Below are 25,318 nucleotides of genomic sequence, written 5' to 3'. Positions count from 1 at the left end.
TGTAAGTGGTAAACTAAAACCATGAGATTTAGGAAAATAAGAACCCTGAATAATTTCCAAATAACCACAAAAACAAACACCTTTTCTGTACAATAGTATTTAAGAGGTGATGAGAATTGAAAAGATTGAAGGGATGGGAATTGTTTGGTGAAATTAAAGAAATGAAGGAGAGAGGATTTAATAAATCTCAGACATCAAGAAATTTATCGATTGATTTTGAAACGGTATCAAATTATTGGAATATGACACCTGATGAATATGCTAAATTACTGGAAAAGAGAAAAAACAGAGTTAAAAAGCTAGACCAATATGAGGAAGAAATTATATCGTGGTTAAGGGATTATCCAGATATGAGCACTTCACAAATATTTGACTGGTTGGAAGAAAAGTATGGAAGCATGAATTGTACTGATAGGAGTGCTAGGAACTTTTTAAGTTGCATAAGGACTGAGCATGATATCCCCAAAAGAAAGCATATGCGGCAGCATGAAGCAGTTGAAGATCTTCCAATGGGATATCAAGCACAGGTGGATTTTGGACAGATATGGCTTAAGACAGATAAGGGTAATAGAATTAAACTTTACTGTTTCACGATGGTTCTTTCGCACTCAAGATATAAGTTTGCATTGTGGATGGATAGGCCCTTTACAACCGTTGATTTTATAAGAGCTCACGATATTGCATTTAAACACTTAGGAGGTATGCCTATTGAAATTGTGTATGACCAAGACAGACTTCTAGCTGTGGATGAAAACTATGGAGATATCATTTTTACTGAAGAATTTCAAAAATACATAGACATAATGAAATTCAAAGTATACTTATGCAGAGGATTTGATCCAGCTAGCAAAGGCCGAATTGAGGCTGTGGTTAAATTTGTTAAATATAACTTTGCTGAACATAGAACTTTTTCTGACATCGCTACATTTAACGAAGAATGCCAAGCATGGCTTGAAAGGACAGGAAATGGAAAGATACATGGAACAACAAAAAAGATACCAAAAGAAGTGTTTGCTCTAGAAAAGGAACATCTTCTTCCGATACCTAATGTAATTAATGAATTAACATCTAATACAAGTTTAACCTATGTTGTAAGGAAAGACAATACTATTTTATACAAACAAAACAGATATGGTGTGCCTAAAGGGACGTACTCACCAGGTAAAAGGGTTAACCTTGAAGTAGACAGTGATTTAGTAATAATTACTGATATAGAAACGAAAATATTGATTACAAAACATAAATTAAGCAAAGAAAAAGGCAAGTTAATAAAGATAACTCATCCAGAAAGACAGAGGGATACAAAGCTTGAAGATATGTATAATGAAGTTTTAGTTCTGCTTGGCGGTGGTAACAATTCAATACAGTTTTTAAACAGTATAAAAGAGCTAAAACCCAGATATATGAAGGATCAACTAAGTGTTATTAAAAAATCCGTTGCAGCTACTTCCGCAGCAATAATAAGTGACTCTTTGGATTATTGTATTAAACGAAATTTATTCAGTGCTACCCTTTTTAATGACACAATATTATTTATGAAGGATAAACAAAAGACTTGTGAAAATATTAAACAGCCTCAAATTAATCCTATCCCTAAAAAGTATAGAAATATTAAGACACAGGTCAGAGACACCAATGAATACAAACAGGCAATGGAGGGATAAAAAATGAGCAAAATAGAAGATTTAAAGCAGCATGGACAAACACTTAAGCTTTACAATCTGTGCCAGTGTGTAGAGGCATTAATAAAGGATGCGGAGCTTAAGGATAGCTCTTATCAAGAATTTTTGGAAACAGTGCTTGAAGGAGAAATAAAGACTAAAGAAAAAAGGGCACAGGAGATACGTTTAAAGAATGCCTGTTTCCCAGCTCTAAAGACTTTGGATAATTTTGATTTTGACTTTCAAAAATCAATTTCCAAGAAAAAAATCAACAGACTACTTGATATGGATTGGATAGACGACATCTTTAATTTAATTTTTTTGGGGCCGCCAGGCGTTGGCAAAACACATATTTCAGTTGCTCTTGGATACAAAGCTATTGAGATGGGCTATAGGGTTACGTACACAACGATGGATCATCTAATGTACGCGCTAAAGACCGCTGATATATCAAGGAAAAGTAAGAGCAAAGTAAATAAAATTCATTCCTCAGAACTCGTTATTATCGACGAAGTCGGGTACCTCCCCATAACACGTGATGAAGCCAATCTGTTTTTTAAACTTGTATCAGAGCTCTACGAGCAGACATCCATAATTATCACATCAAATAAAGGATTTGAAGACTGGAATGAATTACTAGGTGACCCTGCTTTAACCACTGCAATATTGGATAGACTGACTTATAAATGTGAACTTTTTAACATTACTGGCAAAAGTTATAGATTAGAACATAGACAATCATTATCTTAACTGTAAATTATTAACTGGGATTTATTCAGGGAAATTAATTTCCTAAATTTCACGGAAAGTACTTGCCATTTACAACAATTCAATTATAACTTCGATATATAGAATATTCGCTAATGAAATTAAGTATAATGAGGCACATCATTTCTTATGTAAAGTTGAAAGAAATCGTAAAAGAAAAGAAGCTTACAAAGATTATTGTGAATCAAGAAAAAATTTAACTTTGTGGAGAAAGCGTAATGGATATGAAAATCTGTCATTATCACATCTTGCAAGTTTAATGCTTACTGAACAATTGAATACACATAGCTTTTATAATTATACAGAAAGTAATGGCAAACAGTATCCTGTATGGGCAAAAAATCCCATTCACCACCCATTGCCTCACGTTGACGAAGGAGTAAGGATGGTAGATTGTACTACAAATTTAACAAACTATGATAATAACCATATTTCAAATCTGTTAATGAATGTTGATAGTCGTAGTACCAATGCTTTCATTCAACAAATAAGGAGAAGTCTATCTATATTGGAGAGACCTTTATCAACTGCAAGAGGTACAGAAAAGAGCTATATATACGCTAATATTAATCCGAAGTATGCACAGTTTGCTGTTACAATATTAAGAACATACTATAACTTCTGTCAAGAAATTAAGACACTTAATGGAGAATATGAGACACCTGCTCAAAGACTTGGAATTGCAAATAAGATTTATACTGTTTATGATATTTTATACTTTAAATAAAATTAAGCAAAAATAAAAAAGGTTCAAAATAGAACCTTTTTATCATGTATCAACACCCTATTAAATTATTTAATTGCAGATGGATTTTTTACTTTTATGCTTGTTACTTCACCACAATCTTTACAAAACTCAACGATAAGTTCGGAACCACCTAATCCAGTTCTTGAATCTAAGGACTGTAAACTTGCTATTCCAGATATTTTACCCTTTTTTCTTTCTATTGAACCACATTTACTACATGCGTTATTATTCTCCAAAATGATTACCCCCTAAATTAGATTTTAATATTTATAGGTTGTTCAACGAATTGTAACAACTCACTTAATAAGTTTAACAAATTCTTACTTTATTTACAACTCTTTAATATAATATTACATTTTTAGTTGAATTATTAAAACAATTAATATGCTATTTTGTATGTTATTTTGCATGTTATTTATAGGTTTTGCAACTCAAAATCAAACCCGTTGAAGTATATTTCGGTAGCTTTTTTATTAAAAAGTTAATTATCTTTGTCTTTATCATGGTTATTATCTGGCATTGTTGGTGTATCCTTACCTGCTGCTTTCATTAAGCCAGCAAAAATAATATAAATCATTATTAATATAATTGCGATAATTATAAATTTAAGCATAAAGACTAAATCCCCCCTATTAATAACAATAAACTGACATATAAGTTATAAATAGAGTATATGTCACAATACGAAAAAAAACAATGAAAGTAAATAATTATTTTCTATAAATATAAAATAATTTGTCAAAACTTATGTTAAAATAAAAGATGACCGAGAATAACTAAAGTAGGAAAATTCATTAGAAGGACAAATATAGATGAGTTTCTACAACCAGCAATATATAGTTGTATAATAGTATTTATATATTGTATTGCAAGCTGAGTAGATGTTATAATATAGAAATAATATTATTAATTCAGCCAATAGTAAATATATGGCATTTGAATAAAATTTTAATTCAATAAATATAATAGGTATAATTTCAAATATTTCAAGTATCATTTTGAAAAAAATGATAAAAGAGTATTAAATATTAGTAAAAACTAAGACATTTTGATTTGGAGGGGATTTTGTTATGAAAGGTATCATTTTAGCTGGAGGTTCAGGGACTAGACTTTATCCCGTAACAAAAGTTTTATCAAAACAGATAGTTCCGATATATGATAAACCTATGATTTATTATCCGATGTCTGTGTTAATGTTAGCTGGTATAAGAGAGATATTAATTATATCCACACCAAGAGATTTGCCAAGTTTTAAAGAATTATTTGGAGATGGTAGTGAGCTTGGTTTAAATATTCGGTATGCTGTTCAAAAATTGCCCAATGGATTAGCTGAGGCTTTTATAATTGGAGAAGAGTTCATTGGAAAAGATAGTGTTGCAATGGTACTTGGCGATAATATCTTTTGGGGACAAAGTTTCACAAAGGTTCTTAAAAAAGCATCAAAATTAAAAAACGGTGCAGAAATTTTTGGATATTATGTTCAAAATCCAAATGATTATGGTGTAGTTGAGTTCGACATTAATGGCAATGTTATTTCGCTTGAAGAAAAACCTGAAATTCCAAAGTCGAAATATGCTGTTCCTGGACTTTATTTTTATGATAATACTGTTGTAGAAAAAGCTAAAAAATTAAAACCTTCCGAGCGTGGAGAACTTGAAATTACCGACTTAAATAGAATTTACATGGAAGAAGGAAAGCTTAAGGTAAATCTACTTGGAAGAGGACTTGCTTGGCTTGATACAGGGACTCATGCTTCAATGCTTAAGGCTTCAAATTTTGTAGAAGCGGTTCAGAGTACTCAAGGTACATATATAGCCTGCCTTGAAGAAATTTCCTATAGAAAAGGTTGGATAACAATGGAAAAGCTTGAGGTTTTAGCACAACCACTTTTAAAAACTGGATATGGAAATTATTTAATGAGTATTGCTATAGAATATGAAAAAGTGAACAAAGAGGCAACTGCTAAAAAGCGGGTATAAAGTTTGGAGGAATACAATGAAAACTTATTTAGTAACAGGTGGAGCAGGATTTATAGGATAAAACTACATTCTTTATACTCTAAAGAAATATTTAGATGTTAGAATAATAAATTTAGACAAGTTAACTTATGCAGGAAATTTAGAAAACCTTAGAGAAATTGAAAATAATCTAAATTATACTTTTGTTCAGGGAGACATATGTGATAAAGAATTAGTGGACAAGTTATTTTTAGATTATGAAATTGATAAAGTTATTAATTTTGCAGCAGAATCTCATGTGGATAGAAGTATAAAAAATCCTGAGATTTTTGATCAAACTAATGTAATCGGAACGTTAAATTTATTAAGTTGTGCAAAAAATGCATAGGAAAGTGGAATTTGGAAAGAAAAGGTTAAGTTTCTTCAAGTTTCTACAGATGAGGTTTATGGTTTCTTAGGTGTAACAGGCTATTTTACCCTGAAACTACATTTGAGGTTGGAATAAAAAGCACTATTAATTGGTAATTGGAAAATAAAGACTGGATTGAAAATATAACAACAGGAGAATACCAAAATTATTATGAAAAAATGTATGAGGAGAATAAGTTAAAGCATGAGTAAGCTTAAATTTGTTGAAACCACCATAAGGGATTTATATATAATTGAGCCTTCTGTTTTTGGAGATAATAGAGGTTATCTTATGGAAACTTATAATCAAGAAGAATTCAAAAATGCAAGATTAAACATGATTTTTGTTCAAGATAATCAATCTAAATCAAAAAAAGGGGTGCTTAGAGGTCTTCATTTTCAAACAAAATTTCCTCAAGGAAAGCTAGTCAGAGTGCTTAGCGGTGAGGTTTTTGATGTGGCTGTTGATTTAAGAAAAGGTTCAGTAACATTTGGGAAGTGCTTTGGAGTTGTTCTAAGTGGAGAAAATAAGAAACAGTTTTATGTGCCAGAGGGTTTTGCACACGGATTCTTGGTGATTTCTGAGGAAGCTGAGTTTATATATAAATGTACTAATTTATATCATCCTGAATTTGAAGGTGGAATTGCTTGGGACGACGATGAGATTGGAATAGAATGGCCATTAGAAGGTATAAAGGGAGTTTCTCTATCTGACAAGGATAAAAATCTGGCATTTTTCAAAAATAATAGAGTTGAGTTTTGAATAACATAGGAGGAATATAGGTGGATAGTGAAATAAAGTTTAGTATGAAGAAATATACAAACATTATCAATAAAGGCAAGTGGATTATAATACTAATTACATTATTATCAACTATATCAGGGGTTAAACTAAGTATTAATTCGGGGATGGTTACTTATTTCACAGATGAAACTGTTATTATAGGTACAGAAGGTGATGCTACAAATAATCAAAATTTAATAAAAACGTATATAGAAATTGCAAAATCCAACTCAGTGGCTGAAAAGGCTAGTGCAAAATTAAATGGAGCGGTGTCTTCTATAGAAATTGATAAATCCATTACGGTTAATATGCAGCTCAATACTGCAATATTAAAAATAAAAACTATATCTACGGATAAAAAAAAGACTTTTGATATTATAAATGCAGTTTCGGGCGCCTTTTTAGAAGAATCTCAAAGACTTTATCCAAACGGAAAAGTTCAAATTATGGATCAAGCCAAAGAACCTACAATCATTGTTTCTACATACAATATACGTAATACAGCTATTTCGTTTATAGCGGGACTAATGGCTTCAATTATTATTTTGATTATAATGAATTATATGGATATAACAGTAAAAAGTGAAGATGATATTGTAGAAGAATTGGGACTTACAATAATAGGTAACATACAAAAATATAAAACAAAATAGCATATTGATATTTTAGTTGATTGGAGTGTTTTGAATGACCAAACCCCAAATAATAAGTATAAGTAAACCTAAATCACTAATTACAGAAGCATATAGAAATTTAAAAAATAATATTCAGCTTTCTTCTCTTGAGAAAGAACTGAAAATTATTATGATAGCAAGTGCAGGGTCTAATGAAGGCAGAACTTTAACGGCCTCAAATCTTGCTGTTGTTATGGCTGAGAGTGGAAAGAAGACAATTCTTATTGATTGTGATCAAAGGAAATCAAACATTCATAATTTGTTCGGGTTTTCAAACGAAAAAGGCTTATCAAATATCTTACTCGGACAAATGATCTTTGATGAAATAGAATGGGTTACCAATCAAAATGAACTATATGTAATTCCATCAGGACCAAAAACTATAAATTATGCAGAGCTTTTAAGCTTAGATAAACTAAGTAGCTTTTTACACAAATTAAAAGAAAAATTTGATTATATTATAATTGATACACCACCTTTAACAATGGTACGCGATGCTCAAATAATATCAAAATATGTTGATGGATGTGTATATGTAGTTGGTGTAGGTGAAGTTGATAAAAAAAATGCTATTCAAGGAAAAGAAATTTTGGACAAAGTAAGTGCGAATATTCTTGGGGTTGTATTTAATAAAACAGATTTGAATTCAAAAAGATTCTTTTTGAATTATTACGGAAGAAAAAATAAATAGTTTGAGGTGCAAAACATGGTAAATATTTTTATTATAGGGTCAAAAGGTATACCTGCAAAATATGGTGGGTTCGAAACTTTTGTGGATAAGCTTACTTTTCATAAAAAAAATAATAATATTAAATATCATGTTGCATGTTTAAGTGACAATGAAAATGAATTCGAACATAATGGAGCAAGATGTTTTAATATAAAAGGAATAAATATTGGAAGTGCTAAGGCTGTACTATACGACGTACATGCATTGAGAAAGTGTGAACGATATATAAAGCAAAATAACTTGTCTAATTGCGTAATTTGTATATTAGCTTGTAGGATAGGACCATGTTTATGGTTATGCAAGAAAAGATTGGAGAAATCAGGTATAAAGGTTTATGTAAATCCGGACGGGCTTGAATGGAAGAGAACTAAATGGAATGGATTTATAAAAGTGTATTGGAAACTTTCTGAAAGATTAATGGTAAAGCACGCGGATTTATTAGTATGTGATTCTGTAGGTATTGAGGATTATATTAAAACTGAATATAAAAAGTATAAGCCTAAGACTGTTTTTATTGCTTACGGAGCAGATGTAGAAAAATCTAAATTAGAAGGTAATGATCAAAAGCTAGTGAAATGGTTAAATGATTACAATATTGATAAAAAACAATATTATTTAATAGTAGGGAGATTTGTACCAGAAAATAATTATGAAGTTATTATAAGAGAATTTATGAAATCTTCGACTAAAAGGGATTTAGTTATAATAACTAATGTAGAGAAAAACAAATTTTACGATAAATTATTAATAACCACACAATTTACCGGGGACAAGAGAGTCAAGTTTGTTGGAACTGTTTACGATGACCAATTGTTAAAAAAGATTAGAGAAGAAGCCTATGGCTATTTACACGGACATGAAGTGGGAGGAACTAATCCATCACTACTGGAAGCATTAGCTTCAACTTCACTTAATCTTTTACTAGACGTAAACTTTAATAAAGAAGTAGGTAAAGATGGAGCCTTTTATTTTAATAAAAATTTAGGGGATTTGAGCAAACTAATTGATGAAGTAGATAATCATAAAGATGAATTTATAGATGAAATATCATTAAAGGCTAAGGAAAGAATTAGACAAGAATATTCTTGGGACAAGATAGTTAAAGCATATGAAGAGTTATTTTCATTTGTGAGAGGGGATCTATGAAGATTTTAGCTGTAAATAAATTTTATTATATAAAAGGCGGAAGTGAAACCTATTACTTTGGTTTAAAAGAGGTGCTTGAGAAAAATGGGCATACTGTAATCCCATTATCTATGAAGGATGTAAAGAATTTCAAAAATTCATATGAAAAGTATTTTATAAACAATATAGAATATATGAATACAAATTTTATAACAAAAATAAAAAATGCATACAAAATTATCTTCAATTTTAATGCAAAAAAAAATATTAGCATGATTATAAAAGATACAAATCCGGACATCGCACATTTGCATATATTTCAGCATCAATTAAGTCCATCTATTTTATATCCGCTTAAAAAGAGAAATATACCAATAGCATATACTGTTCACGATTTGAAATCAGTTTGTTTAAATTATAAAATGTTCAATAGCAAGGGAATTTGCGAAGAATGTAAAGGGAAAAGATATTATAAATGTTTTGTAAATAATTGTGTTAAGGACTCTAAGCTATTTAGTTTGGTTAATGTTATAGAAGGCTATGTTCATGAGTTATTAAAGAGTTATGATATGATTGATATGTTTATTACACCAAGTAATTTTTATAGAGAAAAGCTAATTGAATTTGGGATACCCAAAGAGAAAGTAGTACATATACCTAATTTTATAAATGCTTCAGACTTTGAACCTAAATATGAATTTCAGGATTATTTTATTTATGTAGGTAGACTATCAGAAGAAAAAGGCATATCTACATTAATAAGAGCCATGCGAAATATAAACAAATCAAAATTAATTATTGTTGGAACTGGTCCTTTGGAAAAGGAACTTAAAGATTATGTACAAAGAAATTCAGTGAAGAATGTTGAATTTACAGGTTTTAAAAGTGGGTTAGAGCTTAAAGAGCTAATACGTAATAGTAAATTCATGGTCATACCATCAGAATGGTATGAAAATGGACCAATGTCAATGCTAGAATGTATGGCTTACGGGAAAGCTATAATTGGCGCTGATATTGCCGGCATACCAGAGTTATTAGTATATGAAAATGGAGTGAAGTTTCAAAGTGGGAATGAAGTAGAACTAAGTAAAAAAATAATGGAATTGTTAGATGATGACTCAAAATGCATATTAATGGGCAAGAATGGTAGAAAAGCAGTTGAAGAGAATTATAATAGTAATACTCATTTAATTGCAATAGAAAAAATATATAATAAGTTGTTATTATAGTTATGAAAAAAATATTAATTTTATCAAATAATCAGTTTGGATATCTTATTGATACTTCAAAGTATTGCGAATATTTAGGTGACATATATAAAATCGGAGTAGTATGTGTAGATAATGGACTACCTAAAGTAGTAAAAGATAACATACAAGTTGAATACATAAAGAATGATAATAAATATATGAAAAGAATAAAATTTATAAAATCTACAAAAACGTTGGCAGATAAGTTTAATCCAGATGTAATATTTATTGATTATTTCATAGGGTGCAGTATTGTTAAATTATTTGTAGGCAATAAATTTGTTTATAATGTTGACATAAGGACTGGTTCAATAAGTACAAATTATATAAAAAGAAAGATAATGAATTTTTTATTAAAGGCAGAATGTAGTATATTTAAAAACATTTCTATTATTTCAAAAGGATTACAACAGCAAATAGGCATTAAAACAAAGACTGTTCATTGGTTACCTTTAGGCGGGGATTTAGATTTAAAAAGTGAAAAGATTCCAGTAGAAAAGCCAAAAGGTAAAAATCTTAAAGCTGTCTATGTTGGCACACTTTTTAGAAGAAATATATGGCAAACAGTAATAGGAATAAAATACTTTATGGATAAATATAGTAATGAAGATTATGACATTACTTATGACATCATTGGAGATAGTCATATTTCAGAGGATGAAGAATTAATAAAGAAATATATATATGATTTTGGATTATCAGATATTATTAGATTTCATGGAAGATTGGATCACAATAGTGCTATGGAGATTGTCAGTAAGGCAGATATAGGAATATCTTATGTCCCAATTACTGAGTACTTTAACTTCCAACCCCCAACAAAAACCTTCGAATATTTACTAGCAGGATTACCATGCCTTGCTACAAACACATTTGAAAATGCACAAATCGTAAAAGAAGTGAATGGAGTAATTATAAAAGATACTCCTGAAGAATTTTGTCATGGATTATATAAAATAATAAATAATTATGAAAATTATAATTCTTGCGAAATAGTAAAATCAGTAGAGGATTATAATTGGAAGAACATAGTATTAAATAATTTGCAGCCATATATAAACTCCATTGTTAAGTAGAGTTAGACAGAGAATAAGCGAAAAAGTTTTAAACTTTTTCGCTTGTTCTCTGTATTTATATTTTCATATATATGTATCTAAAACTGATTGGTATAATATTAACGTTTCGCAGTCAGCATATTAGTGAATATTGTTGAAGTTATTGATGTATTATCTTTTTTTGCACCTTGATCTAAAAAGGTGGCTTTATTGTTTCTTACAATAGTGCTATTTGCATCTTGTACATATATTTGATAGCCATCTTTATTTGTGGTTCCTAGATTAGTGTTATTTTGAATAATATTATTGTTGCATGCAGATCCTTGTACTTGTATTACAAAGTAGTGCATAGCTTTGGTTCTGTTATCACTAACAGTATTTTTATCGATTGTGCAGTTCAAGCTATTCTGAAGTCTTAATGCAGGTTCTTGTTGCCCTAGTTTGGAGTTAATATTGGTTAATGTGTTGTTAATAATTATGCAGTTGCTACTAGATAACCCATCACCACGGGAAGTAAGAGTAATACCACTTCCAATTATATCAGATATTATATTTTTAGATATCAATGAATTTGATAGTTCTGCTATAATACCACCTGAGATACAATTATTTATTTTATTATCTGTAATAGTAACTTTATTAGAAACGGCGTTAGTTATGTCTTCAAGATCTCTAGACATTCCAATACATATACCCTGATCAGTGTTATAGATTGTATTACCTTTAATAAGAGTTTTTGTTGCATTCATAACTAATATGCCACTTGCATACTTTTTATCATGTAAAGTATTGTTTGTTATAGTGATATCATGAGCTAGCCCTTTAGCGTTTGTATTAAAGATTGCAATTGGCTCTGAATATTGATATTTATCTCCATATATTAAATTGTTATCTATTGTAAGATTATTGCTAGCATCATGGGCTGTAAGTATCCCACAATCTGTATCATATATTGTATTGTTTTTTATTGTTATATAGTCACAATTAAATTGAAGTAGAATTGCCAAGTACTTATTATGATATAAATAACAGTCGGTAATAGTTATATGATCACTTTTGGTGAATGCTACAAGAGGAGAACCACTCATGTCATCTCCAGCAACAACATCCCAGTTTCCATTTAATTTTAAATTCTTCAAAACAATTTGTGTTTTATTCTCAGCAGTTAAGATACTTTCCCATACTTTAATATCGGGAGAAGATATTAATTCTGCAGAATTAGTAGATGAAAAGTAGGTCATATTGCTTTCGAGAGTTATATCTTTTGCATAATATCTACCACTACCAAAATCTACTGAAGTAGAACCGCTTGTTTTAGCTGCTTGTATAGCTTTATTGATTGCTACACTGCTGTCAAATTTAGAATATCCAACTTCATCAATTGAATGTGCACCGAAATCTTTAATATTTATTGAGTTGTTATAAGAAATAGTGCTAGTAACAGGGGCTGTACTATTATTCGACTTTGTAATACGACTTGTACTATTAGTGGATTTTGTAACACGGCTTATACGATTATTGTAATTTGTAGCAGCATTAACATTTGTACTAGTAAATAGCATTATCGATATCATCACCAAACTTAATTTTACTGAACTTCTTTTTAACATATCAATACACTCCTTTTATTTCGGTGGCTAGGCTACCATTCTTACGAAAGGCCCTTTAGCTTTGCGTCCTTACTTTTCAGTAAGTTTGCTATTGTCGGTAAAAAAAGGTTTTATGGTACTTGTATATAATATTTTCCAAAAAAACAAAAACTCTTATTTCGGTGGCTAGGCTGCCATTCGTGCGAAAGGCCCTATAGCTTTGCGTCCTTATTTTTCAATAAGTTTGCTATTATCGGTAATAGTTTTACTCAACTATATTCAATTTACACTAATATATATACAATATTTAGTAATTTGAATATACCATATATATATTAGCTAGTCAAGAGTTAAATTTGGGAATATATTATATTTATAAATTTGTGTATAATCGTGTCCAAAAGACTAAAAATATAGAAGGATTTACGGGTTATTTTGTAGATTATATTGTATCTCAAGCTGAGTAGATGTTATAATATAGAAATAATTTATTGTTGCAGAAATAGTAATTAAATGGTGCTAGGTTACTACATTAATTTCAATTGGAGAAAGAATATAAAAACTTATGTATAGATAGGAAGGTATTATATGAATTTTAAAGAAAATAAAAAAAAATATTTGATTATTATTTATGGATTGATTTTTTCAATTAGCTTTATTTTAAACATTGATTTTTTGAATATATTTAACTTATTAGTGATTTTAGTCACTGCAATGATAATTCTAATGACTAACGATAAAATCTTATTACTTACAACCATATTTGTTTCTGTCTTTAATGCATTTTTAATATTCAATTTAAACCTTCCCCAGATGATTCAATATATTCCAGATGCATTAACACTTTTAATATTTATAAAGATAATTTATTCATTTGTAAAATATAAAATTAGAATAAATAATAGTATATTAAATATTATATTACTAATTTTGCTTTGCCATTTGATTTCATTTGCTATAAATAATTATTCACTATTACAGTTTTCTTGGGGGATTCGAAACATATATAGATATTTTATTATATTTGTAGGTTTTCAGTATTTAGATATTAAAGTAGATTATTCAAGTATAACAAAATATTTGAAGTATTTTGTTGTACTTGAATTTATAGTGACTCTATTTGAATATTACACAATCACCGATATGGATAATGTTTCAGGATTCTTTGGAGTTAGCGGTACTGGGTTAATGTTAATATTTTTAATGATTTGTTGTTGCTTTTTTCTTTCTAATTATATTCATAAAAAAATGAAAATATATTCATTAATCTTTTATTTGATTATTATATTTATTCAACTTATATTAGGTTCAGTTAAAGCTGCTTTTTTTTATATTCCTATTATGATATATATAATGCTAATATTATCATTATTTAATTATAATGAATTTAAAATAAAAAGGAAAAAAATTATAACCTTAGGCATATTGATCCCAATTATGGTAGCTATATTAATGGGATTTTATTTGAAAGTATATAATGACTTTGCAAGTGTGGACGAGTTATTTTCTATAGAATATGTTAATAAATCATTATTTGGTTCCTATGATTCAACTAGACAAACAGTAAACAGGATCAGTGGGATATCAGATATTAATGATATTATTCTAACGGATAATTTTAAAAAAATATTTGGAGTTGGACTTGGAAATGCATCACCAAGTCAAAATATAAGTTTACAAGGTGAATATTATAAAAAATATTATATGTTAAATTATTATTGGTTTTTTATACCATACTATGAATTGGAAAATGGATTTTTAGGGCTAGCTCTCTTTGTATTAATATTAGCAAATATGTTTTTTAAAAGTATTAAAATATACAAGCAAAATATAACTTATGAAGATAGGATTTTTGTTTTTGCATACATGGGTAGTATAATTTGTATTTTAATAACTCTAATTTATAATAGTGGGTTTAATACAATTCAAATAGGGTCTTTCTTTTGGGCATTGTCTGGAATATTAATAAAGCTAGAAAACAAGTATAAAACCAATAAAGTAAATATTAAAATTGCTTAATTTTAGGAATAAAAGGAGTATATTATGAAAAAAAAAGTACTGTTTGTAATGCCTAACCTAGCCGGTGGTGGAGCCGAAAAAGTTTTAGTAAATATTTTAAATAATATAGATTATGAAAAGTTTGATATAAGCCTTTTCGTTTTTCAAAAAAATGGAGTGTACATTAAAGAGGTTAATAAAAGGGTTAAGTTGAATTTTCTAACTGAAAAGTTTCATTCAAATAATGCAAATACAATTATAGGTAAATTACTTAAATATGCCCCTAAATTGATTTACAAACTATACATAAAAGGAACTTATGATGTTGAAGTGGCATTTATGGAAGGTGGAGCAACAAATTTAATTGCGAATTCCACAAATGTAAGAAGTAAAAAAATTGCTTGGGTACATGCTGATTTACATAAGTTTCATTGGACTGAGGATTTGTATAGGACTAATGAAGAAGGTAAATGCTATGATAAGTTTGATAATTTAGTATTTGTATCAAAGGATGCCAAAGATGCTTTCAGTGAACTATTTAAAAATAATGAAGTTAATAAACATATAATTTTTAATCCTATAGTTACAGAAGAAATTTTAAAAAAATCTGAGGAGTTTAAAGTTGAATATAACGAATTTACTGTAGTATCTGTGGGAAGACTAAGTGTAGAAAAGGGTTATGATAGCCTTATTAAGGCACATTCTACACTAGTAAAACAATATCCACATAAGCTTGTGATATTAGGTGAGGGAAATGAACGTTCTAATTTAGAAAAGCTTATAGATAAGTTAGGAGTAAGTAAAAGTGTTGAATTAAGGGGTTTTATGAATAATCCTTATCCGTATGTAAAGCAAGCAGATTTATTTGTATGTTCATCCAGATCGGAAGGATATCCTCTTGTTGTGGCGGAAGCTTTGGTTCTGGGTAAAGCTGTTATAGCGACGGATGTAACGGGACCGAGAGAAATATTGCAAAATGGAGAATATGGACTTTTATGTGAGAGCTCTAAAGAAGGATTGGAAGTAGCCTTGCACTATATATTTGAAAATAGAAATAAATTAGACTATTATGAAGAAAAAAGTAAAACGGCAAAAAATAATTTTAATTATAAAGCAATAATTAGTACAATAGAGGAACTAATTAGTTTGTAAAAATTTATTACAAGGTAAAAAAATGATTGAAAAAGAATGATTGGGAAAGAATAAATTTAATTATAACAAAATAATTAAAGTAGGTGCTCATTATGTCTAAGGAAATAAAAATAAGTGTGATTATCCCTGTTTATAATACACAGGAATATGTGAGAAAATGCATTGAAAGTGTTCTATTGCAGTCATTAGAGGATATAGAAATCATTATAGTAGATGATGGGTCTACGGATAATAGTTTAAGTATAATAAAAGAATATGCGGGCAATGATAAAGTTATTTTAATAAGCAAAGAGAATGAAGGACAGGGGGCTGCTAGAAATGATGCATTAGATGTTTGTAGTGGTAAATATATTGCTTTCCTAGATAGTGATGATTATATTGAGAAGAATATGTTTGAGGATATGTATTTAAAAGCTAATAAATATGATTTGGATATTTTAATATGCAAATATAGATGGGTAGATACTAAGGGTATTGAAATCATTGGGGATGATATTGAATTTGTTGAGTCAGAAATAATTGATTCAGATAAGTGTATAAAAGAGTTTTTTACAAGTAATACAATTGGAGGATTTTCATGGAATAAAATATTTCATAGTAGACTATTTAAGGAAGAGAATATTAGATATCCTACAAATATGAAATATGAAGATATCCCTACTGTATTTGATTTAATAATTAATTCAAATAGAATTGGTTTTACTAATAATAAATATTATTATTATGTACAAAGACCAGGATCAACTACTAATGATTTAAGTGTGAAAAATATGAAGGATCATTTATTAGCAGTAGAAATGATTGGTGATATACTTAAAAAGAGAAATTTAGTAATGAGGCATGAGGGGGAATATCAATATTATTTCTTGAATAATATACTTGACTATTATGGCTTTAATTATTCTAATAAGGACAATATACAAGGTATAAAATTTGAAGTAATAAAAAATGAATTTAAATCTTTAATAAAGACTCATTATACTAAATTTGTATTTAATAAATATTTTTCTAGTAGGCAAATAATTAAAATACTAATTATGAGATTTAATGTTAAACAACGTAAAAAACTAAAATAATCAAATTGTTTTTAGGGGGGGGAATATGTTTAAAGGAGAAAAACACGTAAGTCCTGTTTGGTCAATAAGCACTTATAAAGGTAAGAATTTAATGGAGATACTTAAATCAGATAAATTTAAGGAACCTGTATTAACTAAAAATGACATTAGGGGTATTAAAGCAGAGTTTATTGCAGATCCATTTATTGTAAAGGAAAATGATGAATATTATATGTTTTTTGAATTACTAGATAAATTAGAACAAAAGGGTTGTATTGGCTTAGCAACAAGTAAGAATGGCCTTGAATGGAAATATGATAAAGTAGTTTTAAAAGAAAAATATCATTTATCCTATCCATATGTTTTTAAACATGAAGAAGAATATTATATGATTCCAGAGTGTGGTGAGTCTGGATATATAAAATTATATTATTCTAAAAGCTTTCCTTATCAATGGGAATGCGTTACAGATTTAATTGAGGGGAACTATGGGGATGCCTCAATAATCACTTATGATAATAAGTTTTGGATATTTGCAGAAAAAATGGATTCAAAGGGTAATAGAAATTGTAACTTGCATTTATATTACTCTGAAAACTTAAAATATGGATGGATAGAGCATCCTAAGAGCCCATTAATTGTTGGTGATTCTAGTAAAGCTAGACCAGCAGGACGAATAATCCTGTTTAATAATGATATTATAAGATTCTCACAAAATGATCTTGACTACTATGGTAAAAATGTAAATATGCATAAGGTTACTAAACTTACAATTGAAGATTATGATGAAGAGGTAATTAAATTGGATTTAAGTGGGACAGGAATTGAAAAACAATGGAATAAAGATGGAATGCATCAAGTAGATTGCTGTGAATTAGATGATGACGAATGGCTTGTAGCTGTAGATGGTCATTATTTTAATGAAATTAGTAAATTAGAACATAAAATTAATAGAGCAATAATTAAAATAAAAAGAAAGTTTTTTGTTAAGAGGTGATTATTATAAAAGTTTCAATAATAGTTCCGGTTTATAATACTGAAAAATATTTGGATAAATGCCTACATTCACTTGTAAACCAGACTTTGGATCTAATTGAAATTATTATAGTAAATGATGGGTCTACAGATAAAAGTCAAGTGATTATAGATGATTATCTAAATAAATATCCCCAAAAGGTTAAAATGTACATAAAAACTAATAGCGGATTAAGTGAAGCTAGAAATTTTGGTATTGAAAAAGCTATTGGTGAATATATTGGCTTTGTTGATTCTGATGATTATGTAAACCTTGATATGTTCAAGAGTTTATATGAAACAGCAATTTTAAAAAATGCAGATATCGTAGAATGTGATTATAAAAATTTTTATTATAAACAAGAGGAAATTGTATTTTTTGAGCCGGATAACAAAACTAATAAAAAGTATCAAGATATCTTAATAAATGAGAATAAAGGTATTATAGATGAAATAACAGATATGGCATGGAATAAAATATATAGACAAAAATTATTTATTGAGTTTACTATTAGATATCCAAAAGGATTATGGCACGAGGATTATGCTACAACACCAATTTTAATTTCTAAATCAGACAAATATGTTCAAATTGATAATGTGGGATATTATTATCTTCAAAGAGAAAATTCAATAACTCATTATGTTAGTAGTAAATCCTTAGATGTAATAAATGGTTTTAACTATATGATAAATGAAATGAAAAGACTAGAAAGTTATAACAATTTTGAAGAGGAGCTTTATCAGAAATATAAAGGCTTGTTGGTAAAAATAATGTTTATAATTATTAATCTGAGAAAAAAAGATCATAGAATTGTAAAATTTAAAAATGTAGTGGATAGATTGTATTTGATCAGTTATGAATTTCATAAAAATTTTAATGACGAAAGCAGTTTTTATATAAGAGAATTAAGTAAAGCAATTATTAGTAAAAACTATGTGAGATTTGCGATTATAATTTATTTGAATCAAATTAAGGATTCATTTTTATCTATATTTAAAAAAGGTTGAATATCAAATAAATTAGAAAAGTAGGAATAGAATAATGAAACTAAACTTAAAAAAAATTATTTCTAATAAAATATATGATTATATGGAGTATATAAATGGATATGTGGAAACAAAGCATTTATATGATAACAGTAAAAATATACAACGAGTTTTTATTTTTGGAACTCCTAACCATGGTAATTTAGGAGATCATGCCATTGCTTATGCTGAAAGGAAAATAGTTGAAGACTATTTTTTGAATTATAGAATTATTGAAATTGTAACTGATGATATTAATAAAAATATGAAGTCCCTAAGAAAAGGTACAAACAAAAATGATATATTACTATTTTGTGGAGGTGGTAATTTAGGGGACGAGTATTTTTGGGAGGAGGAAGCAAGGAGAAAAATTATTTCGAAATTTCCTAATAATAATATTATCATTTTCCCACAAACAATCTATTTTAAGAAAGATAAGTTTGGTGAAAAACAGCTTAAAATCTCTAAGAAAATCTATAATAAACATAAAAGTTTAACTATAGTTGCAAGAGAAAAAGTATCCTTTGATTTAATGAAACAGGGTTTTCAAAATAATAATGTAATATTAACACCTGATATTGTTATGTATTTAAATAAAACAGACTTAACTATCCAAAGAAAAGGCGCATTGATGTGTACTCGAAGTGATATGGAGAGCACTTTAACCAATGAGGAAAAGAATTCCATTAGAAGTATCGTACAAAAATATTATAATAATATAAGAACTACAGATACTGTTGTAAATCATTCTATTCTAAGTGAACAAAGGGAAGAAGAATTAAATTTAAAATTTAGTGAATTTAGAAAAGCAGAGCTAGTCATTACTGATAGATTGCATGGGATGGTTTTTGCTGCAATAACATCTACACCATGTATAGTTATTGGTAACTATAATCATAAAGTTAAGGGGACCTACCAGTGGTTAAAACATTTAAGCTATATCAAATTTGTAGAAAATATAGATGAAATAGAAGAGGATATTAGGGAACTTAGAAACAGTGAGACTACTCCATATGACAGCTCATTTGCTATGGAATACTATCAAAAGATTATTAGTAAAATGAAAAAAGAATAACATGATTTTTTTTGGTTACGGGGGGGGGATGTTATTGTGGAGAGAAGCGTAATAAGTGTGGATAAGGTTAAAATTCATGGTGATAGGGTAGAATACTTTTTAGATATACAAGGTGATGTTAAGCGGTATTTTAATCTTAAAGTTAACATGTTTGTAGAATATGGAGAAAACATAGAGGATGTACCGGAAGGAATAGCAATAATTCCGCTTTTAACTAACTTGCTTCCGATTGCTTGGTTTAGTGATTCAGAAATAATTGTAAACGAGATAGACAAATCTTTTTACGAATGCATTGAAGAAATTAAACACGGTTATGTTGATCGGCATAAGTTGAACAATCTAAAAGGAAAATTTAGTGCACATAAGATAATTGATTATAACTATGAGTATGAACAAAAGAGTGCTACATTTTTTAGTGGAGGGGTAGATTCTTTTGCAACATTAATTACTAGACTGAATGAGAAACCTATGCTCGTAACTCTTTGGGGAACAGATATTACGTTAGATGATGAAGAAGGATGGGAGAGGGTTAAAGAGCTAGTAGTGGATTCTGGGGAAAAACTAGGGCTTAAGAATTTATTAATTAAATCAAATTTCCGTATATTTATTAATGAATCAGAATTAGATAGAGCCTTCTATAAGTACATGAATGAAGGCTGGTGGCGCGGAGCCCAACATGGTATAGGACTTATAGGACATATTGCACCATTTGCATACATTTATAAAATAAAACAGGTATATATGCCTGCATCACTTAGTACGGTATATTCGGAGATATCATGTGCTTCTCATCCTAATATAGATAATAAAGTAAGAATGGGCAGTTGCAGCGTTGTTCATGAGGGATTTGATAATAACCGGCAGGATAAAATTAAAATTATTGGAGATCACCTTAAAAATCACGAATATCAGTTTACAATAAGAGTGTGCTGGGAATCTAAAGGTGGAAAGAACTGTAGTGTATGTGAAAAATGTAGTAGAACGATTATGGGACTAATTGCAGAAGGAATAGATCCCAATAAATATGGGTTTAATGTAACAGATAATACAATTTTAAATATTAAAGAAAATTGGCAGTATGTGTGGAATATCACAGAGGCAACAGGATCATCATGGACGGCATTACAGAATAAATATAAAGAAGATGAAGAACTTTGGAAAAATAATAATATTTTTAATTGGATATTGAAAATTAATTTTACAAAAATAACTCCAAAAAATAGATCTATCATACATAAAATTAAAAGAAAAATTTATTTTAAGGTTGTTAAAGGTAGGAGAAAATGAAAACACAAATAAAAGCAGGCGTAGTTTTATCATATGTTCAAACTATTATAAGTATAGTTCTTTCATTTGTAATAACTCCCGTTACTATCAGGTTGCTAGGACAAAGTGAATTTGGAATTTATTCACTAGCAGGTTCTATGATACCATATCTAACACTTTTGGATCTTGGATTTTCAAATGCAATTGTAAGATATATTACTAAATACAGAGTGGAAAATGATAAAGAAAAGGAATATACATTAAATGGTACTTTTCTTGTTATATATTCGGTTATTGCTATTATTGTATTAATAATAGGAATTCCAATTGCATTAAGTAGTAGGTATATTTTTACTAATGGGTTAACTGGTATTGAAATTAATAAGGTTGAAATAATGATGCTTATATCCGTTTTTTATGTAGCATTATCATTTCCATTTATGGTATTTGAGGCCATTATTGTAGCATATGAAAGATTCTTATTTGTAAGGATTGTTTCTATGATAATGACATTAATTACACCGGTAATCACTTTGCTGATACTATTCAATGGAATGACTTCGGTGGCGCTTACTTTAGCTACGGCAATTGTAGGACTATTAGCTAATATTGCTGCCATGATATATTGTTTAAAAGTTTTAAAAATAAAAGTTATAATTAAGAAATTTCAGTTTCCAATTCTAAAAGAATTGTTTTCATATTCATTTTACATATTTTTAGCATCAATTGTTGACGTTATATATTGGAGTACAGATACTATTATTTTGGGAATAGTAAGTAATAGTAAGGAAGTGGCAATATATTCAGTTGCAATGAAATTTAATCAATATTTTAGTAGTTTTACAGTGGTTATAAGTAGTTTTTTATTGCCTAAAGTATTCAAGATGGTAGCCGAGAATAAAAGTAATAAAGAAATTACAGATTTATTTATTAAAGTAGCTCGTATTCAATTGCAAATAGTAGGATTAATAATTATCGGATTTATATTAATTGGAAAACAATTTGTTATTAAATGGGCAGGGACAGATTATGATAAAGCATATGTTATAGCATTAATGATTATGTGCGTTAGAATAATCCCTATATGCCAAGTGCTGGGGATTTCAATATTACAGGCAAAAAATAAACATAAGTTGCGATCCATTTTATACATTATAGTTGCACTATTTAATTTAGTGATTAGCATACCTTTAGCAAAAATGTATGGTGGTGTAGGTTGTGCAATTGGTACGGTAGCAGGAACATTAATTAACATAATAGTAATAAATATATATTATTCTAGAGTAGGTCTTGAGATGAAGAGATATTGGATTAACTTTATTGAACTTCTTATTCCAATAACTATAACGGGAGTAATAAGTTTGGTTATATTAAAATTCATTGTTGTAAAGTCAATTGTATCAATGATTATATTTATTGTAGTGTTTTTACCTGCCTATGCAATTATAATATGGAATTTTGGTTCTAACCATTACGAAAAACAGTTAGTAAGAGAACCACTCAAAAAAATATTTTCTAGAAAAACACTTTAGAACATATTTTGTCGGTTTTCAGGGCAAAAGATAACATGGGGTGTTACTTGTAATTACTTGTAGAAACATAGGCGTGTAATAGAAAATATATTGTAGAAAAAAGGTAATCATGGTATTATATTATAAATAAAATAAGTTTGATTTACATTAACTCCCACCTAATAGCATATGAAGGAGGAATACTATGCATAATTCTAATAAGTTGGCATTCTTTGATTTGTTTCATCTTATTACTGATGCATTAGCACTAATTTTAGCATATTATATTGCTTATATTGTCAGCTCGGATTTAACAGTACTAAATGGAGTAGGTGATTACTCTTGGATAATCATTATATATATACCAATCTGGATATTTGTCATGGCTGCAAATGGTATGTACAACGTAACTACTTTTACATATTATGATAGAATATTTAAGAATAGTCTAGGGGCGTCTTTATTTTCTAGTAGTATAATAGTGGCATTAATGTATGCTATTAAGGAAAATATGTATAATAAAATTTTGTTTTTTAACTTCTTTCTAATAGCCATTATTGTTATGTTAATAGAAAAATACTTAGTTTTGTATGTGTTTAAAATCAAAACCGGTGAAAGCACTAAGCAGGTTTTGGTCATAGGGGCAAACTCTATGTATGAACAATTCAAATATTATATTAATAAAACTAATATTAAAGTTAATGTGGCTAGATTTATAGGTATTGATGAAAGCAAAAGCTTAAATCAATGTGCTGTCTTAGTTCATAAGGAAACTTTTAAAGATATTTTGTTGAATGAAGTTATAGATGAAATTTATTTCACACTGCCAATAAAATATTTTAAAGAAATTCAAGAATATGTTTTAATTGCAGAAGAAATGGGGATAACATCTAGGGTTATTCTAGATTTAGTAGAAATAAAATTTTCAAGGGTAAATGTGGCTAGCTTAGGTACATTGCCTATGATAACCTTCCATTCAGTTTCCTTAAATAAATTTCAATTATTTATCAAAAGAGTGATTGATATAATTGGAGCTATTGTGGGCTTGGCTATTTCAAGTGTATTTTGGATTGGAGAAGCTATAGCTATTAAAATTGATTCTCCTGGACCAATAATATTTGCTCAAAATAGAGTTGGAATGAACGGTAGAATTTTTAAACTATATAAATTTAGATCAATGTATATTGATGCAGAAGAAAAGAGAAAAGATATGGATGCTCAAAATGAAAATAAAGATGGGTTTATGTTTAAAATGAAGGATGATCCTAGGGTAACCCCTGTAGGCAAATTTATTAGAAAGACAAGTATTGATGAGCTTCCTCAATTCATTAATGTTTTAAAAGGGGACATGAGTCTAGTTGGTACAAGACCCCCTACAGTAGAAGAAGTAAAACGTTACAAAAATTATCATAGGAGAAGAATAAGTATTAAACCTGGTATAACAGGCATGTGGCAAGTAAGTGGAAGAAGCGCAATAAAGGATTTTGATGAAGTTGTGCATTTAGATACTAAATACATTGATGAATGGTCAGTGGGGTTAGACATTAAGATAATGATTAAAACCATACTTGTCGTTTTTGCAAAAAGAGGAGCTTCTTAAGAAAGATAGGTGAGAAAAAACTATGAAGATATTAATCACAGGAGGTAATGGGCAACTAGGTAGAGAGCTTGCTAATCAATATAAAGAGAAAAAAGGAATTGATTTAATACTTACTTATTCATCAGATTTAGATATAACAAGTACAAAAGATGTATTTAGTTTTGTAAATCTAAATAAACCAGATGTAATTATCAACTGCGCAGCACTTACCGTTGTTGATAAATGTGAAACAGAAATAGAGATGGCATATAAGATAAATACAATAGGACCTAAAAATTTAGCTACAGCTGCAAATGAAATTGGTGCAGAAATTGTTCAAGTATCAACAGACTATGTGTTTGGAGGTAATTTGAATAAATCACTAACAGAATTTGATGAAGTAAACCCACAAACTATTTATGGTAAGACAAAGCTTCAGGGAGAAATCTTAGTTAAGAATCTTAATTCTAAGCATTATATAGTTAGGACTGCATGGCTTTATGGAGATGGAAAAAATTTTGTAAAGACTATGATAGATTTAAGCAAAACTAATAAGACGTTAAAAGTAGTTAATGACCAAAGGGGAACACCTACAAGTACAGTTGATTTAGCTAGAGTTATAATAAAGCTGGTAGAAGATAAGAATTATGGACTATATCATTGTACCTGTAAAGGAGAAAGCACTTGGTATGAATTTACTAAAGAAATATTTAGACTTAAAGGTATTGCTACAGAAGTTTTGCCTTGCAGTACCGATGAATTGCAAAGGCCAGCAAAAAGACCTGAATATTCAGTACTTAGAAATTATATGCTGGAATTAACCACTGGAGATATAACCAGAACTTGGCAAGAAGCAATTAAGGAATATTTATTATAATTATATATGTCA

The 25,318-nt window shown here is 28.7% G+C and carries 23 protein-coding genes, 1 pseudogene and 2 riboswitches; of the genes and pseudogenes, 21 read left to right on the top strand and 3 right to left on the bottom strand.

The annotated features are described in order from the left end of the window. The first annotated feature begins 116 nt into the window (after positions 1–116). The 3 genes from istA (at position 117) to KPL51_RS17105 (ending at position 3,156) form a co-directional block, all read left to right on the top strand. Complete coding sequence (gene istA / locus KPL51_RS17115; RefSeq protein ID WP_224854425.1) at positions 117–1,664, top strand: IS21 family transposase; 1,548 nt, start codon at positions 117–119, stop codon at positions 1,662–1,664. A gap of 3 nt (positions 1,665–1,667) precedes the next feature. After that, positions 1,668–2,411, top strand: coding sequence for an IS21-like element helper ATPase IstB (gene istB / locus KPL51_RS17110; RefSeq protein WP_216163985.1), 744 nt, complete (start codon positions 1,668–1,670; stop codon positions 2,409–2,411). Between the two features lie 220 nt (positions 2,412–2,631). Then, positions 2,632–3,156, top strand: coding sequence for a hypothetical protein (locus KPL51_RS17105; RefSeq protein WP_216163983.1), 525 nt, complete (start codon positions 2,632–2,634; stop codon positions 3,154–3,156). A gap of 65 nt (positions 3,157–3,221) precedes the next feature. Here the strand turns inward: KPL51_RS17105 and KPL51_RS17100 are convergent, their stop codons facing one another. Next, positions 3,222–3,413, bottom strand: coding sequence for a transcription initiation factor TFIIIB (locus KPL51_RS17100; protein WP_216163981.1), 192 nt, complete (start codon positions 3,411–3,413; stop codon positions 3,222–3,224). A gap of 245 nt (positions 3,414–3,658) precedes the next feature. Continuing rightward, positions 3,659–3,790 (bottom strand): hypothetical protein, encoded by a 132-nt coding sequence (locus KPL51_RS24105; protein ID WP_263628379.1) that lies wholly within the window; start codon positions 3,788–3,790, stop codon positions 3,659–3,661. A 457-nt stretch (positions 3,791–4,247) separates the two neighbouring features. Here KPL51_RS24105 and rfbA point away from each other — a divergent pair, with 457 nt between their 5' ends. The 8 genes and pseudogenes from rfbA (at position 4,248) to KPL51_RS17060 (ending at position 11,182) form a co-directional block, all read left to right on the top strand. Next, a complete protein-coding gene (rfbA, locus tag KPL51_RS17095; RefSeq protein WP_216163979.1) occupies positions 4,248–5,156 on the top strand; it encodes a glucose-1-phosphate thymidylyltransferase RfbA in 909 nt (302 codons plus the stop codon). A gap of 67 nt (positions 5,157–5,223) precedes the next feature. After that, positions 5,224–5,610 (top strand): annotated as a pseudogene (locus KPL51_RS17090) (GDP-mannose 4,6-dehydratase); the annotation flags it as partial. A 138-nt stretch (positions 5,611–5,748) separates the two neighbouring features. Then, entirely contained in the window at positions 5,749–6,306 is a 558-nt protein-coding gene (rfbC, locus tag KPL51_RS17085) for a dTDP-4-dehydrorhamnose 3,5-epimerase (RefSeq protein ID WP_216163977.1), read from the top strand. A 20-nt stretch (positions 6,307–6,326) separates the two neighbouring features. After that, positions 6,327–6,980: a YveK family protein gene (locus KPL51_RS17080; protein ID WP_216163975.1), complete on the top strand. Its 654-nt coding sequence runs from the start codon at positions 6,327–6,329 to the stop codon at positions 6,978–6,980. Between the two features lie 34 nt (positions 6,981–7,014). Continuing rightward, on the top strand, positions 7,015–7,692 hold the full coding sequence (locus KPL51_RS17075; protein ID WP_216163973.1) for a CpsD/CapB family tyrosine-protein kinase: 678 nt from the start codon (positions 7,015–7,017) through the stop codon (positions 7,690–7,692). A gap of 15 nt (positions 7,693–7,707) precedes the next feature. Further along, on the top strand, positions 7,708–8,877 hold the full coding sequence (gene cps2T, locus KPL51_RS17070) for a beta 1-4 rhamnosyltransferase Cps2T (protein ID WP_216163971.1): 1,170 nt from the start codon (positions 7,708–7,710) through the stop codon (positions 8,875–8,877). Continuing rightward, positions 8,874–10,085 carry a glycosyltransferase family 4 protein gene (locus tag KPL51_RS17065; RefSeq protein WP_216163969.1) on the top strand — a complete coding sequence of 404 codons (1,212 nt, stop codon included), beginning with the start codon at positions 8,874–8,876 and terminating at the stop codon, positions 10,083–10,085. Before cps2T ends, KPL51_RS17065 begins: the two co-directional genes overlap by 4 nt. Positions 10,086–10,087: 2 nt before the next feature. Beyond that, a complete protein-coding gene (locus tag KPL51_RS17060; protein WP_216163967.1) occupies positions 10,088–11,182 on the top strand; it encodes a glycosyltransferase in 1,095 nt (364 codons plus the stop codon). A gap of 98 nt (positions 11,183–11,280) precedes the next feature. On the opposite strand, the gene KPL51_RS17055 is transcribed toward KPL51_RS17060, so the two are convergent. Then, the gene (locus KPL51_RS17055) at positions 11,281–12,771 is read right to left on the bottom strand and encodes a right-handed parallel beta-helix repeat-containing protein (protein ID WP_216163965.1); all 1,491 of its coding nucleotides are present in this window, start codon (positions 12,769–12,771) and stop codon (positions 11,281–11,283) included. A gap of 19 nt (positions 12,772–12,790) precedes the next feature. Further along, positions 12,791–12,871: riboswitch (cyclic di-GMP riboswitch) on the bottom strand. Between the two features lie 57 nt (positions 12,872–12,928). Next, a riboswitch (cyclic di-GMP riboswitch) is annotated at positions 12,929–13,009 on the bottom strand. A 329-nt stretch (positions 13,010–13,338) separates the two neighbouring features. Here KPL51_RS17055 and KPL51_RS17050 point away from each other — a divergent pair. The 10 genes from KPL51_RS17050 to rfbD all read left to right on the top strand — a co-directional run bounded on the left by KPL51_RS17050 (position 13,339) and on the right by rfbD (position 25,306). After that, positions 13,339–14,769 (top strand): hypothetical protein, encoded by a 1,431-nt coding sequence (locus KPL51_RS17050; RefSeq protein WP_216163963.1) that lies wholly within the window; start codon positions 13,339–13,341, stop codon positions 14,767–14,769. Between the two features lie 24 nt (positions 14,770–14,793). After that, positions 14,794–15,900, top strand: coding sequence for a glycosyltransferase (locus KPL51_RS17045; RefSeq protein ID WP_216163961.1), 1,107 nt, complete (start codon positions 14,794–14,796; stop codon positions 15,898–15,900). 92 nt (positions 15,901–15,992) lie between these two features. Further along, entirely contained in the window at positions 15,993–16,976 is a 984-nt protein-coding gene (locus KPL51_RS17040) for a glycosyltransferase (protein ID WP_216163959.1), read from the top strand. 25 nt (positions 16,977–17,001) lie between these two features. Further along, a complete protein-coding gene (locus tag KPL51_RS17035; protein WP_216163957.1) occupies positions 17,002–17,952 on the top strand; it encodes a glucosamine inositolphosphorylceramide transferase family protein in 951 nt (316 codons plus the stop codon). After that, the gene (locus tag KPL51_RS17030; RefSeq protein ID WP_216163955.1) at positions 17,949–18,980 is read left to right on the top strand and encodes a glycosyltransferase; all 1,032 of its coding nucleotides are present in this window, start codon (positions 17,949–17,951) and stop codon (positions 18,978–18,980) included. Before KPL51_RS17035 ends, KPL51_RS17030 begins: the two co-directional genes overlap by 4 nt. A gap of 34 nt (positions 18,981–19,014) precedes the next feature. Continuing rightward, positions 19,015–20,073 carry a polysaccharide pyruvyl transferase family protein gene (locus tag KPL51_RS17025; protein WP_216163953.1) on the top strand — a complete coding sequence of 353 codons (1,059 nt, stop codon included), beginning with the start codon at positions 19,015–19,017 and terminating at the stop codon, positions 20,071–20,073. Between the two features lie 36 nt (positions 20,074–20,109). Further along, entirely contained in the window at positions 20,110–21,360 is a 1,251-nt protein-coding gene (locus KPL51_RS17020; protein WP_216163951.1) for a hypothetical protein, read from the top strand. Next, complete coding sequence (locus tag KPL51_RS17015) at positions 21,357–22,871, top strand: oligosaccharide flippase family protein (protein WP_216163949.1); 1,515 nt, start codon at positions 21,357–21,359, stop codon at positions 22,869–22,871. The genes KPL51_RS17020 and KPL51_RS17015 overlap by 4 nt, the downstream gene beginning before the upstream one ends. A 184-nt stretch (positions 22,872–23,055) precedes the next feature. Beyond that, positions 23,056–24,450 carry a sugar transferase gene (locus KPL51_RS17010; RefSeq protein ID WP_216163946.1) on the top strand — a complete coding sequence of 465 codons (1,395 nt, stop codon included), beginning with the start codon at positions 23,056–23,058 and terminating at the stop codon, positions 24,448–24,450. Positions 24,451–24,472: 22 nt separating this feature from the next. Further along, on the top strand, positions 24,473–25,306 hold the full coding sequence (rfbD, locus tag KPL51_RS17005) for a dTDP-4-dehydrorhamnose reductase (RefSeq protein WP_216163944.1): 834 nt from the start codon (positions 24,473–24,475) through the stop codon (positions 25,304–25,306). Positions 25,307–25,318: the final 12 nt, after the last annotated feature.

It is taken from the genome of Clostridium bowmanii, from assembly GCF_018861315.1.
Lineage (GTDB): Bacteria > Bacillota > Clostridia > Clostridiales > Clostridiaceae > Clostridium_AD > Clostridium_AD bowmanii.
The sequence above is the reverse complement of the archived record's forward strand: the minus strand, read 5'-3'. Positions and strand labels throughout refer to the sequence as shown.